7 protein-coding genes are annotated in these 13,881 nt (G+C 75.3%); all 7 read right to left on the reverse strand.

Translation table 11 applies throughout. The features are described 5' to 3' along the window. Positions 1–115: 115 nt before the first annotated feature. Positions 116–3,241: a dTMP kinase gene (gene tmk, locus LUW75_RS10610; protein WP_250335389.1), complete on the reverse strand. Its 3,126-nt coding sequence runs from the start codon at positions 3,239–3,241 to the stop codon at positions 116–118. Between the two features lie 129 nt (positions 3,242–3,370). Further along, positions 3,371–6,211, reverse strand: coding sequence for a type I DNA topoisomerase (gene topA / locus LUW75_RS10615; protein ID WP_250335390.1), 2,841 nt, complete (start codon positions 6,209–6,211; stop codon positions 3,371–3,373). A 999-nt stretch (positions 6,212–7,210) separates the two neighbouring features. Further along, positions 7,211–8,734, reverse strand: coding sequence for a DUF7059 domain-containing protein (locus LUW75_RS10620; protein WP_250335391.1), 1,524 nt, complete (start codon positions 8,732–8,734; stop codon positions 7,211–7,213). A gap of 87 nt (positions 8,735–8,821) precedes the next feature. Then, positions 8,822–9,553: a small secreted protein gene (locus LUW75_RS10625; RefSeq protein WP_250335392.1), complete on the reverse strand. Its 732-nt coding sequence runs from the start codon at positions 9,551–9,553 to the stop codon at positions 8,822–8,824. A 209-nt stretch (positions 9,554–9,762) separates the two neighbouring features. Next, complete coding sequence (locus LUW75_RS10630; RefSeq protein ID WP_250335393.1) at positions 9,763–12,159, reverse strand: sodium-translocating pyrophosphatase; 2,397 nt, start codon at positions 12,157–12,159, stop codon at positions 9,763–9,765. Between the two features lie 249 nt (positions 12,160–12,408). Beyond that, positions 12,409–12,867 carry an ATP-binding protein gene (locus LUW75_RS10635; RefSeq protein WP_250335394.1) on the reverse strand — a complete coding sequence of 153 codons (459 nt, stop codon included), beginning with the start codon at positions 12,865–12,867 and terminating at the stop codon, positions 12,409–12,411. Between the two features lie 637 nt (positions 12,868–13,504). After that, a complete protein-coding gene (locus LUW75_RS10640) occupies positions 13,505–13,858 on the reverse strand; it encodes an STAS domain-containing protein (RefSeq protein ID WP_003967428.1) in 354 nt (117 codons plus the stop codon). Between the last annotated feature and the right edge of the window lie 23 nt (positions 13,859–13,881).

Here is a 13,881-nt window from a genome sequence, read left to right on the forward strand (position 1 = left end):
CGGAGCCCTCCGACAGCGCGGTCCGCCCGGGCGGAGCGCGGCCGGCCCCGGACGGCCGGACGGCCGCGGATCCGGGCCTCCGCCGGACGGCCGCGGACCCGGTCGGGGCCGGGCCTCAGCGGCGTCCCCCGCCCCCGCCGTCCTCGTCGTCCTGGCCGCCGAGGAGTTCGTCGGCCAGGGACGGCAGGTCGTCCAGCGGGGTCTCCTCCGCCCAGTCGGGGCGCCCGCGCCGCGGCCTGCCCCGCTCGTCGACCTGGGGCAGTTCGCGGGTCCGCTCGTCGCCGCCGGGCGGCCGGGGCGCCGTCGCGGGCCGCACCTCGTCGCGGAAGAAGCCGGGCGGCACGCGGTCGTCCGGCCGCTCGTCCCGCACGGGCGGCAGGACCGCCGTCTCGGCGACGTCCGGGGCGGGGTCGGCCTTGCGCATGTCGATGGGGCGGGTCTCCTCATCCGGACGCACCGCGGGCTCCTCGGCCTTGCGCATGTCGATGCGCTGCGTCTCCTCGTCGTCCTTGCGCAGGCCGATGTGGGGCGTGGGCAGGGGCTGCGTGATCTCGTCGGGCCGTACGGCCGGGGTCGGCACCGTCACGTCGTGCGGCGAAACGGCCGGCCCGGCAGCGGCGGCTGCCGCAGCGGCGGCGGCCGCCTCCGCGGCCTCGGCCGCCGCCCGGCGGCGGGCCTCCTCCGCGCGCAGCAGGGCCTCCTCGGCCCTGCGCTGCTTCTCCCGGCGCCGCTCCTCTGCCTCGGCGCGGAGCCTCGCCTCCTCCTCCGCGCGCTTGCGCAGCCGCTCCTGCTCCTCGCGCCGGGCCCGCTCCTCGGCCTCCCGGCGCAACCGCTCCTCCTCGGCGAGGCGGCGCGCCTCGGCCGCGCGCCGGCGGGCCTCCTCGGCCTGCCGCTCGGCCTCGCGGCGCCGGGCCTCCTCCTCCTCGCGGCGCTTGCGCTCCTCCTCCTCGGCGCGCAGCCTGGCGAGCTGTTCCTGGCGCTCCCGCTCCAGGCGCTCCTCCTCCGCCTTCCGCCGGGCCTCCTCCTCGGCCTTGCGGCGGGCCTCCTCCTCGGCGGCCCTCCGCGCCTCCGCCAGGGCCTTCACCTCGGCCTCGGACAGCGGCAGCATCCGGTCGAGCCGGTGGCGCACGACGGTGGTGACGGCCTCCGGCTCCCGGCCCGCGTCCACGACGAGGTACCGGGCGGGGTCGGCGGCCGCGAGGGCGAGGAAACCGGCCCGCACCCGCGCGTGGAACTCCGCGGGCTCCGACTCCAGCCGGTCGGGCGCCTCCGTGAACCGCTCGCGGGCGGTCTCCGGCGCCACGTCCAGCAGGACGGTCAGGTGCGGGACGAGTCCGCCGGTCGCCCAGCGGGAGATGCGGGCGATCTCCGTCGGGGACAGGTCCCGGCCGGCGCCCTGGTAGGCGACGGACGAGTCGGTGTACCGGTCGGAGATGACGACGGCGCCGCGCTCCAGGGCGGGGCGGACCAGCGAGTCGACGTGCTCGGCGCGGTCGGCGGCGTACAGCAGCGCCTCCGCGCGGTGGGAGAGCCCGGCGGAGGAGACGTCCAGCAGGATCGACCGGAGCCGCTTGCCGACGGGGGTGGCGCCCGGCTCGCGGGTGACGACCACCTCGTGGCCCTTCGCGCGGATCCACTCGGCGAGCGCCGCGACCTGGGTGGACTTGCCGGCGCCGTCGCCGCCCTCGACGGCGATGAAGAAACCGGTGGGGGCCGGGCCCTGGGCCGGGTCGGCGCCGCGCAGCGCGTCGCGCAGGTCGCGGCGGAGCGGTACGCCCGACCGGTCGTCGGTCCGGGCGAGGAGGAGCGCGGCGACGGGCAGCAGCAGCGCGCCGACCAGCATCAGCGTGAAGGCGGCGCCGCCGTGCGCGAGGACGACGTCCCCGCCGGCGAGGCGGCGCGGGCCGATGGCCGCGGCGAGCAGGGGCGCCGCGAGCGCGCCGAGGACTATCGCCACCCGTACGGCGGCGTGGAGGTGCTCGGTCAGGCGCGGTTTGCGGAACTCCTCGGTCTCCTGGTCGATCAGCGTGTGCCCGACGTTCGCGGCGACACCGGCCGACAGGCCGGCGGCGAACGCGAGGAACAGCACGGTCGCCGTGTCGGGCACGAGGCCCGTCACCAGCAGCACGATCCCGGTGACGGCGGTCGCGAGGGCGAGGAGCCGGCGCCGGGACAGGGCGGGCAGGACGGCGCGGGCGGCGCGGACGCCCACGCCCGTGCCACCGGTCAGGGCGAGGACGAGCAACGCGTACGTCACGGGGCCGCCGCCCAGCTCGGCGGCGTGCAGCACGGCGACGGCCGCGGCGGAGGCGACCGCTCCGGCGACGGCGGCGCAGGCGAGGACGAGCAGCGGTATGGCGCCCGTGCGGCCCTTCTCCGGCCCCGCGTCCGTGGACGGCCGACGCAGTCCCTCCAGCGGGGAGCGGGGGCGCGGCGTCTGGGTGTCGGGCAGCCGGAGGAAGTACAGGAAGGCCAGGGAGCCGGCGAACAGCCCGGCCGCCGCGTACGAGCCGAGCGCCGCCTGGTGCCGCGCGAACCAGTCGACGCCGAGCGCCAGCAGCCTCGCGGCGAGGGCGGTCACCAGCAGGGCGGCGGCCGCCAGCGGGATCGCGGCGAAACCGGTGCGCACCGAGAGCCGGCGCAGCGCGCCCAGGTGGTCCGGCAGCGGCCGCACCGCGGCGCCCTCGGACGGCGGGGCGGGCAGCAGGGCGGGGGCGGCGCTCTCCTTGGCGATCGTCCAGAACCGCTCGGCGGCGCCGGCCAGGAAGACCGTGATCAGGAGCAGGAGGACGGCGTGCGCGGGCGTCCAGACGATCCAGAGCGGGGCGACGACGAGCAGCGCGATCCGCACGCCGTCCGCGGCGATCATGGTCCAGCGGCGGTCGAGGGGACCGCCGGACGCGACGAGACCGCTCATCGGGCCGAGCAGCACGGCGCCGAGGAGCAGCGTGGACAGGGCGCGGACGCCGAGGACGGCGGCGACCGCGAGGGCCGCGCCGCGCACCCCGCCGCCGAACGTCTCCGGAACGACGGCCGCCCGCACGGTCAGGAGGATCAGGACGAGCAGGGCCAGGGCGTCGGCGACGCCGCCGGCGAGCGACGCGCTCCACAGCCGGCGCAGCGGCGGGTTGCGCAGCAGCGCCCGTACGGCGCGCTCGCGGGAGTCCGCGGCGAGTGCGGCGTCGGAGACTTCGGGATCTGAGGTGGGGCCCAGGGCCGTTGGCTGCTCGGCTCGCGTCATCCCCTCAGCCTATCCGCCCGGACCGACGCTCATACGCCCCGGCGGGACGCCCCGGCCGAGCGCCCCGGGAGTGCCCGGGGGAGGCGCCGGGCCGGGGGCCGCGGGCCGACCGGTCCGCGGCCCCCGCGGTCACCCGTCGGAGGCGGCGGTCCTCGCCGCCGCCGTCTTCTTCGCCGCCGTCTTCTTCGCCGCGGCGGTCTTGGCCGCGGTGGTCTTCTTCGCGGCCGTCTTCTTCGCCGCGGTCTTCTTGGCGGTGGCCTTCTTCGCGGTGGTCTTCTTGGCCGTCGCCTTCTTGGCGGTCTTCTTCGCCGGGCCCTTCGCCCGCTTCTCGGCGAGCAGTTCGAAGCCCCGCTCCGGCGTGATCGTCTCCACGCTGTCGCCGCTGCGCAGGGTCGCGTTGGTCTCGCCGTCGGTCACGTACGGCCCGAAGCGGCCGTCCTTGACGACGACGGGGCGCTCGCTGACCGGGTCGTTGCCCAGCTCCTTCAGCGGCGGCTTGGCGGCCGCGCGTCCGCGCTGCTTGGGCTGGGCGTAGATCGCGAGGGCCTCCTCCAGGGTGATCGTGAAGAGCTGCTCCTCGCTCTCCAGCGACCGCGAGTCGGTGCCCTTCTTCAGGTACGGGCCGTAACGGCCGTTCTGCGCGGTGATCTCGGCGCCCTCGGGGTCCGTGCCGACGACGCGCGGCAGCGACATCAGCCGGAGCGCGTCCTGGAGGGTCACCGTGTCGATGGACATCGACTTGAAGAGGGAGGCCGTGCGCGGCTTCACCGCGTTCCTGCCGGTCTTCGGGGTGCCCTCGGGCAGGATCTCCGTGACGTAGGGGCCGTAGCGGCCGTCCTTGGCGACGATCGTGTGGCCGGTCGCCGGGTCGGTGCCCAGCTCGAACTCGCCGCTCGGCCTGGCGAGCAGCTCCTCCGCGTACTCCACGGACAGCTCGTCGGGCGCCAGGTCGGCGGGGACGTCGGCGCGCTGGTGGCCCTCCTCGCCCTTCACTCCGCGCTCGATGTACGGGCCGTAACGACCGACGCGCAGCACGATGTCGTTGCCGACGGGGAAGGAGGAGATCTCCCGGGCGTCGATCGCACCCAGGTCCGTGACCAGCTCCTTCAGGCCGCCGAGGTGGTCGCCGTCGCCGTTGCCCGCGTCGGCGGCGCCGCCGGTGCCCGTCCCCGCGCCCTCGCCGAAGTAGAACCGCTTCAGCCACGGCACGGCCTGGGCCTCGCCGCGCGCGATGCGGTCGAGGTCGTCCTCCATCCTCGCGGTGAAGTCGTAGTCGACGAGCCGGCCGAAGTGCTTCTCCAGCAGGTTGACGACGGCGAAGGAGAGGAACGACGGGACGAGCGCCGTGCCCTTCTTGAAGACGTAGCCGCGCTCCAGGATCGTGCCGATGATCGACGCGTACGTCGACGGGCGGCCGATCTCGCGCTCCTCCAGCTCCTTGACCAGCGACGCCTCGGTGTAGCGGGCCGGCGGCTTGGTGGCGTGGCCGTCCGCCGTGATCTCCTCGGCGGTCAGGGCGTCCCCCTCGGCGACCTGCGGGAGGCGGCGCTCGCGGTCGTCGAGCTCGGCGTTCGGGTCGTCGGCCCCCTCGACGTAGGCCTTCATGAAGCCGTGGAAGGTGATCGTCTTGCCGGAGGCGCTGAACTCGGCGTCGCGGCCGTCCGAGGAGCGGCCGCCGATCCTGACGGTGACGGAGTCGCCGACCGCGTCCTTCATCTGGGAGGCGACGGTCCGCTTCCAGATCAGCTCGTACAGCCTGAACTGGTCGCCGGTCAACCCGGTCTCGGCGGGCGTGCGGAAGCGGTCGCCGGAGGGGCGGATCGCCTCGTGCGCCTCCTGCGCGTTCTTGACCTTCCCGGCGTACGTGCGCGGCGCGGCCGGCAGGTAGTCGGCGCCGTACAACTGGGTGACCTGCGCGCGGGCGGCGGCGACGGCCGTGTCGGACAGCGTCGTGGAGTCCGTGCGCATGTAGGTGATGAAGCCGTTCTCGTACAGCTTCTGCGCGACCTGCATCGTCGCCTTCGCGCCGAAGCCGAGCTTGCGGCTCGCCTCCTGCTGGAGGGTGGTGGTGCGGAACGGCGCGTACGGGGAGCGGCGGTACGGCTTGGACTCGACCGAGCGGACGGCGAACCGCGTGTCGGCGAGCGCGGCGGCCAGGGAGCGGGCGTCCGCCTCGCCGAGGTGGAGGACCTGGTCGCTCCTGAGGCGGCCGTCCGGGCCGAAGTCGCGGCCCTGGGCGACGCGGCGCCCGTCGACCGAGGCGAGGCGGGCCGTCAGGACCGACGGGTCGGAGGGGTCGCCGGCGCGGCCGGTGCCGAAGGTGCCGGTGAGGTCCCAGTACTCGGCGGAGCAGAAGGCGATGCGCTCGCGTTCCCGCTCGACGACGAGCCGGGTGGCGACGGACTGCACGCGGCCGGCCGAGAGCCGGGGCATGACCTTCTTCCACAGGACCGGCGAGACCTCGTAGCCGTACAGCCGGTCCAGGATGCGGCGGGTCTCCTGGGCGTCGACCATCCGCTTGTTCAGCTCGCGGGGGTTGGCGACGGCCTGCCGGATCGCGTCCCTGGTGATCTCGTGGAAGACCATCCGGTGGACGGGGACCTTGGGCTTGAGGACCTCCAGGAGGTGCCAGGCGATGGCCTCGCCCTCGCGGTCCTCATCGGTGGCCAGGTAGAGCTCGTCGGACTCGGCGAGCTGCTCCTTCAACTTCCTGACCTGGGCCTTCTTGTCGGCGTTGACGACGTAGACCGGCTGGAAGTCGTGCTCGACGTCCACGCCGAGGCGGCGCACCTCGCCGGTGTACTTCTCGGGCACCTCCGCGGCGCCGTTCGGGAGGTCGCGGATGTGCCCGACGCTCGCCTCGACGACGTAGCCGGGGCCGAGGTAGCCCTTGATCGTCTTCGCCTTGGCAGGCGACTCGACGATGACGAGTCGGCGGCCGCCCTGTGCGGTCTCGCGTGTCGGGGACAACTCTTCGCTCTTCTCTCCGGTCGGCGCTCGGTGCGTGTGCGGCGCGGCACGGCCCCGCCTGGGGCGCACCGCGGGCGCTGCGGGCACTGCGCCACGGCTGTGACGCTGCTGTCGCTGCGGAGTGTGACGGTACAACCCGCCCCCGTGTCAAACGGCGAAAGCCCGCAACGGCCACTCGAACGGTAACCCGACTTCCGCCCTTCCTGCCGCCCGGACTCCCCTCACGGCACGGAGGGCGGTGTTCCGGCCGAACATGCCCCGTGCCGTGGAGCCGGTCGCGCGCCGGGCCGCCCCGGCCGCCGGTCCCCGTCCGATCCGCCCTGCTCAGAGGCGTGCGTTCCCGGTCGCGGCGGTGCCGTCCGCGCCGGTCGCCGGAGCCGGGCCGGGACGGCGCGGGCGGGCCCGGCCGGGGCAGCGGAGGCCGGAGGCGGGGAACGCCGCGCCGGTCCCGGCGCGGGCGCGGCGGCTGTGGCCGGGCTCACCCCGTGTGCCGCCGGGATGCGGGGCGCCGCGGACCGCCGTCCGGACCGCCGTCCGCGCCGGAGCCGCGTCGGTGCCGCGCCGGAGCCGCGCCGGGGCTCGCCGGCGGGGGCCGCGCCGGCGGGGGCCGCCCGCTCCCCGGGGCCGGGTCCGTGCCCGCTGCCGGGGTCCGTGCCCGCTGCCGGTCCGCTTCCCGGCTCCCGGGCGGCGCCTGCGCTCGTGTTCCGTACCCGCGCCGTGGCGCCGGTCCCCGGGCTCCGCGGGGCGCACGCGACCCGTACGCACGGCCGGCGGGCGCGGAGCCGCGCGGACGGGCCTGCGTCCGTGGGCCGGGCGAGCGGGCCCGCGTCCCCGTACCGGGCGGACGGAGCTGCGCCCGTGGGCCGGGCGGAGAACTCGCGCCCCCGTACCGGGAAAGCCCGCCCCCGCACCGGGTGAAGGCTCGCCTCCCCGTACCGGACGGGCCGCAGTTCCGCAGGGTGCGGGGAGCGGCGGTGGCGTGCCCCGCGCCGCTGCGGGTCAGCCCCGTCCGTCCCGCCGCGCCGGCTCCAGGAAGCCCTCCTCCACGAGGAGGCGGATGGCCCGGGGCGTGCGGTCGCGCAGGGTGACCGGATCCTCGCCCATCAGCTGGGCGATGGCGTCCAGGATGCGACCCGCGCCGAGCGTGCCGTCGCAGACGCCGGCGAACCCGGCGCCGACCGCGTCGACCCTGGTCGCCCGCCGCATCCCGCGGTTCTGCCGCAGGACGACGTGCTCGGGGTCCTCCGCGCCCGGCGGTCCCACCTGCTCCTGCACCACCTCGGACGCGAGCACGAAGTGGTCGGCGAGCAGGGCCGCGTCGTCCCGCGCCCGGAGGTAGTCCTGGCGGGCGAAGTGCGCCCGCACCGTCTCGCCGAGCGGCTGCTCAATCGGGTGCGGCCACTCCTCGACGAGGACGGACGGCTCCTTTGCCCCGGACTTCCGCAGGGTGATCCAGCCGAAGCCGACCGCCTTGGTCCCGCGTGCCTCGAACTCGTCGAGCCACGCCTCGTACCGCTCCCGGTACTCCTCCGGGGCGGCGCGGTGGTCCCCGGCGTCCCGCAGCCACAGCTCCGTGTACTGGGTGACGTCCTGGACCTCCCGCTGGACGATCCACGCGTCGCAGCCGCGCGGCACCCACGAGCGGACGCGGTCCTTCCAGTCCTCCCCCTCCACGTGCTGCCAGTTGGCCAGGAACTGCGCGTAGCCGCCGTCGTTGAGCCGCTCCCCGGCCTGTCGGACGAGGGTGCGGCACAGGTCGTCGCCGCCCATCCCGCCGTCCCGGTAGGTGAGCCGGGCCCCCGGGGAGATGACGAACGGCGGGTTCGACACGATCAGGTCGTACGTCTCCGACGCGACGGGTTCGAACAGCGAGCCGGCTCTCAGGTCGGCCTCCGGCGCGCCGGACAGCGCGAGCGTCAGCCGGGTGAACCCCAGCGCCCGCGGGTTGAGGTCCGTCGCCGTCACCCGGGTGGCGTGGCGCGTGGCGTGCAGTGCCTGGATGCCGGAGCCGGTGCCGAGGTCCAGCGCGGAGGCGACGGGGGCGCGCACGGTGAGCCCGGCGAGCGTGGTGGACGCGCCGCCGACCCCGAGGACGACGCCCTCGCCCCTGCCGCCGGCCCCGCTCGCGCCGCCCACGGCGCACCCGAGGTCGGAGACGATGTACCAGTCCTCGCCGTCGGGTCCGCCGTACGGGCGCACGTCGACCGCGGCCAGGACCTCGTCGCCGTCCCGCACCACCCAGCCGTCCGCGAGCGCCTCGTCCAGCGGGAGGGCGGCGCGCGCCCGCTCGTACGGCGTCCGCTGCTGGAGCAGGAACAGCCGGACGAGGGTGTCCAGCGCCCCCTCCCCGCGGGTGGCGCGCAGGGCGGGCACCGTCTCGCTGCGGGCGAGGGCGGCGTAGGCGGACGCGCCGAGCCGGTCGAGGAGCCCGTCGGCGGTGAAGTCGGCCGCGAGGAGGGCGGCGCGCAGGCGGCCGGCGTGGTCGGGTACCGGGAGGTCGGCGGTCAGGCTGGTCGTACTCACACGCCCATTGTGACCGGCGCCACGGGCGATGACGAACGGCCCGGCCCCCCTATGGACGACCGGGCCGAACGGGTGCGGCGGGTACCGCTACTCGGAACCGGCGCTCGCCGAGGCCGAGGGGCCGGCCGGTGCGGAGGGCTTCGCCGACGCCGAGGGCGCCGCGGACGCGCGGCCGGAGACCGCGGCGGACGGGGACGCGGGGGACGGGGACGCGGACCCGGTGCCGGGCCTGGCCGCGGGGCCGCTGGTCGTGGTGGGCGCGGCGGACGGCTTGGCCTTCCGGCACCCCGGCTGCTCGGCCATGGCCCTGCCCAGCTCGCCGGACTGGAGCCTGGCCAGCGCGTCCTGGTCCATCTTCTCGATGCGCTTCAGGCCCTTCGCGACGCCCTGCAGGCCGTCGGCGAACTTCTGCTGGTCGCTCGGATCGAGGGCGTCGACCTGCTTCCTGAGCCCCTCGTAGGCCGTGGCGGTGGCGTTGAGCTCCCTGATGGCGTCCTGCCGGAGCTTCTCGCCGTTCTCGACGGGCGGGACGCCGGCGCTCTCGACCGCCTTGGCCAGCGCCTTGTCCGTGTCGGCGATGTCCCGGAACGCCTTCGAGTCCGCCGCCTGCACGTCGGCGGGCTTGCCGTCCGCGGCCGTCGAGATGATGGTCTGCTGGGCGTCGGCCCGCTTCTGGATCTGCGGCTTCGCCTGGTCGCAGAAGGTCTTCGCCCAGGCCTCCACCTTCTTGCCGTCGTCGGCTTCGTCCCCACTGCAGCCCGACAGCGCGAGTACCAGCACCGCACCGCCGGACAGAGCGGCTGCAAGCTTCTTGTTCACCGGATCGGTCCCTTCCGAGGCTCTCGGCCCCGGAACATACACGCCAAGTGGGCGACACCGGCATGCCTCATGACCACTGCGTACACTTTTTCACCGTTTGCATCAAGAGAGAGAAGGCTCACCGCAACGGCCCCGTACCGGGCCGCCGCTGCTCTACGGCGCCGCGGACGAACGCGCCTGACCGGGTGTCGCACCGGGCGCGGACGCCGTCACCGGACGGGGGCGGCCTCGTCCGGTGGGCCGGGGACGCGCCCGGGCGTGTCCCCGTCACCGCCGGCGACGGAGCGGCGTTTGGAGGCGTACACCGCCGCGACGACGACGGCGATCGCGACGGCCGCCACGCCGGCCCGCACACCGGTGTCGGCGCCGGCGCCGTGGCCCAGCCGGACCACGGCGGGCGCGATGAGCAGCGCCACCAGGTTCATCACCTTGAGCAGGGGGTTGATCGCCGGCCCCGCGGTGTCCTTGAAGGGGTCGCCGACCGTGTCGCCGATCACCGCCGCGGCGTGGGCCTCGCTGCCCTTGCCGCCGTGGTGGCCCTCCTCGACCAGCTTCTTGGCGTTGTCCCAGGCGCCGCCCGAGTTCGCCAGGAAGACCGCCATCAGCAGGCCGGTGCCGATGGCGCCGGCGAGATAGGCGCCGAGCGGACCCACACCGAGCGCGAAGCCGACCGCGATGGGTGCCATGACGGCGAGCAGTCCGGGCGTCGCCAGCTCGCGCAGGGCGTCCTTGGTGCAGATGTCGACGACCCGTCCGTACTCCGGCCTCTCCGAGCGGTCCATGATCCCCGGGTGGTCGCGGAACTGGCGGCGCACCTCGTACACCACCGAACCCGCCGAACGGGACACGGCGTTGACGGCCAGGCCGGAGAAGAGGAAGACGACCGCGGCGCCGAGGATGAGGCCCACCAGGTTGTCGGGCTCCGAGACGTCCATGCCGAGCGTCGTCCCGGCGGCCCCGGCGCCCACGTCGGCGACGGCGGTGGCGATGGCGTCCCGGTACGAGCCGAACAGCGCCGAGGCCGCGAGGACCGCCGTGGCGATGGCGATGCCCTTCGTGATCGCCTTGGTGGTGTTGCCGACCGCGTCGAGGTCGGTGAGGACCTGCGCGCCGGCGCCCCGGACGTCACCGGACATCTCGGCGATGCCCTGCGCGTTGTCGGAGACGGGGCCGAAGGTGTCCATCGCGACGATGACGCCGACGGTGGTGAGCAGTCCGGTGCCGGCGAGCGCGACGGCGAAGAGCGCCACCATGACCGACGCGCCGCCGAGGAGGAACGCCCCGTAGACCGCGAGGCCGATCAGCAGGGCGGTGTAGACGGCCGACTCCAGGCCGAGGGAGACGCCGGCGAGGACGACGGTGGCGGGACCGGTCAGCGACGACTTCGCGACGTCCCTCACCGGCCGCCGGCCCGGCTCCGTGAAGTACCCGGTCAGCTGCTGGATCAGCACGGCGAGGACGATGCCGAGGGCGACCGCCGCGAGCGCCAGGACGCGGGGGTCGCCGCCGTGCGCCCGCACGGCCGCGTCGGTGACGCCCTCCAGCTCCGCGAACGAGGCCGGCAGGAGGGTGAAGGCGGCGATCGCCACGAGCACGAGCGAGACGGCCGCGGAGAGGAAGAAGCCCCGGTTGACCGCCGACATGCCGCTGCGGTCGGCGCGCCGGGGCGCGACCGCGAGGATGCCGGCCATCGCGGTGACGACGCCGATCGCCGGGACGACGAGCGGGAAGACGAGGCCGAGGTCGCCGAGGACGGCCGTGCCGAGGATCAGCGCGGCGACCAGCGTGACCGCGTACGACTCGAAGAGGTCGGCGGCCATCCCGGCGCAGTCGCCGACGTTGTCGCCGACGTTGTCGGCGATGGTGGCGGCGTTGCGCGGGTCGTCCTCGGGGATGCCCCGCTCGACCTTGCCGACCAGGTCGGCGCCGACATCGGCGGCCTTGGTGAAGATGCCGCCGCCGACACGCATGAACATGGCGATCAGGGCGGCGCCCAGGCCGAAGCCCTCCAGGACCTTGGGCGCGTCCGCCGCGTAGAGGAGGACGACGCAGCAGACGCCGAGCAGACCGAGGCCGACGGTGGACATGCCGACCACGCCGCCCGTGCGGAAAGCGATCCTCACGGCCTTCCGCGAGACGGCCGCCGGGTCCCTTCCGGGTTCACCCGGTGCCGGCGCGGCCTCGCGCGCCGCCGCCGCCACCCGCACGTTGCTCCGTACGGCGAGGCGCATGCCGAGGTACCCGGTGACGGCGGAGAAGAGCGCCCCGACGAGGAAGAACAGCGAACGCCCCAGCCGCTGCGCCCAGTCGTCGGCCGGAAGCAGCATGAGGAGGAGGAAGACGACGGCCGCGAACACCGCCACGGTCCTCAACTGCCGTGCCAGGTAGGCGTTGGCGCCCTCCTGGATGGCGGCGGCGATCCGCTTCATGGACTCGGTGCCCTCGCCGGCTGCCAGCACCTGGCGGACGAGCAACCGGGCGACGAACAGGGCGGTCAGCGCGACGAGGGCGATCACGGCCACGACGACCCGGTTCTCCCCGGTGAGAACCGCGGCGGTGGACGGGAGCGGGCCGTGGGCCCGCTGTGGGTCGAGGAGCCCCGCCATTCGTCCTCCTCGGCGTCGGAGCTCGAGCCGCGGACGGCTCGGGGAGCGGAATCCGGCCGGTGCCGGGTACCGGACAACAGGATCGAGCGCGCCCTTCCGGTCGGCAAATGATCCGTTTCGCGCATTCCTCCGGAAGCAGCAACGCGATGGAGGCGCCGGACCGCGGACGCTTCTCGAAAAGACCCCGGAAGAAGAGCGAAGGCCCTGCTCGGCAGGGCCTTCACAAGGGATCGTGCGGTGTGCGGGGCCCTAGCGGGAGTCCGCGGAACCCGACCTGGACCAGCTCATCCGAATGAGTCCGCCGCGTTCCCCCGCAGACACCTCCACATCGTCGACGAGCCCGCTGATCACCGCGAGCCCCATCTGGTCCTCGCCCCCCGCGTCGTCGAAGTCCCGGACCGGCGCACCGCTGCGCGAGCCGGGTACGCCGGTCGCTTCGGCGGCCGCGACACCGGCGCCGGGCACCTCGTCGCCGACCTCGATGGAGAACGCCTTCTCCTCCTCGGTCAGCCGCACCCTCACGGGCGCGGTGACGCCGTTGCTCCGGTGCAGCCCGACGGCACGGGAGCAGGCCTCGCCGACGGCGAGCCTCACCTCGTCCAGCACGGCTTCCCCGACCCCCGCCCGGCGTGCGACGGCGGCCGCCACCAGGCGGGCGGTCCTGACGTGCTCGGGCTGGGCGCTGAAGCGGAGTTCAACGGTGGCCATGCGGTCCCCCTCGGGCGTACGAGCGTGCGTCCCAGGGGCCCGGGCCGGCTGCCCGGTACCCCTGCCGTTCCACCGGATGCCCCGGAGCCTCCGGCACATCCGCACCACCGGGGCACGGCGCCGTCGGCGGCGCCACCGCCTCCGGCGCGCCCTGGAGCCGTACGGATCCCGTGCCCTCCCGCAAGGGCGTATGCCCTGCGGCCGGGCCTTCACGCCCCGCCCGGGGGCCCGGGAGCCCGCTTCGGGCTCCCGCCCCGCTCCCTCGACCGGCGAAGGGCGGGACGACCCGCACGCCGAGCTCTGGCGGGAGCCCGGCGCGGGCCTACGGCGGCACACGGCCGCCGCGACTCCGGGTCCCGGCCGCTCGGACCCTCCGCGCACGACCGGCGCCGGAACCCGCGGAACGGGTCCGGCACGGCCGTGGAGACCTGTGCGGCCGCGGAGACCGCTGCGGCCGCGAGGTCCGAGGGCTTCGGGACGGTCCGGTACGCCGGTGGCCGGGGCGTGCCGGACCACCGGTCCGGGCCCGCGGCGCCGCCGACCGACCGCGGTCGGGGGCCGCGGGGGCGCCCCGGAGGCGGCCGACGGCACCGGCGGCGCCCGGCCCGCACGGGGCCGGACGCCCGCGGTCCCGGCCTCAGTCGGTGGCGGCGACGGCCTCGTCGACCGTGGTGTGGATCGGGAACACCTTGGTCAGGCCCGTGATCCGGAAGATCTTCAGGATGCGCTCCTGGTTGCAGACCAGGCGCAGCGAGCCCTCGTGGGCGCGCACGCGCTTCAGCCCACCGACCAGGACCCCGAGGCCGGTCGAGTCCAGGAAGTCCACACCCTCCATGTCGACGACCAGGTGGTAGCTGCCGTCGTTCACCAACTCGACCAACTGCTCGCGCAGCTTGGGCGCGGTATACACATCAATCTCGCCACCGACCTCGACGACCGTACGGTCGCCACCAGGGCCGGACACATTGCGAGTCGACAGGGACAGGTCCACGGATCCTCCAGCACCTTGCTATC

The sequence above is a fragment of the Streptomyces sp. MRC013 genome, assembly GCF_023614235.1.
GTDB lineage: Bacteria > Actinomycetota > Actinomycetes > Streptomycetales > Streptomycetaceae > Streptomyces.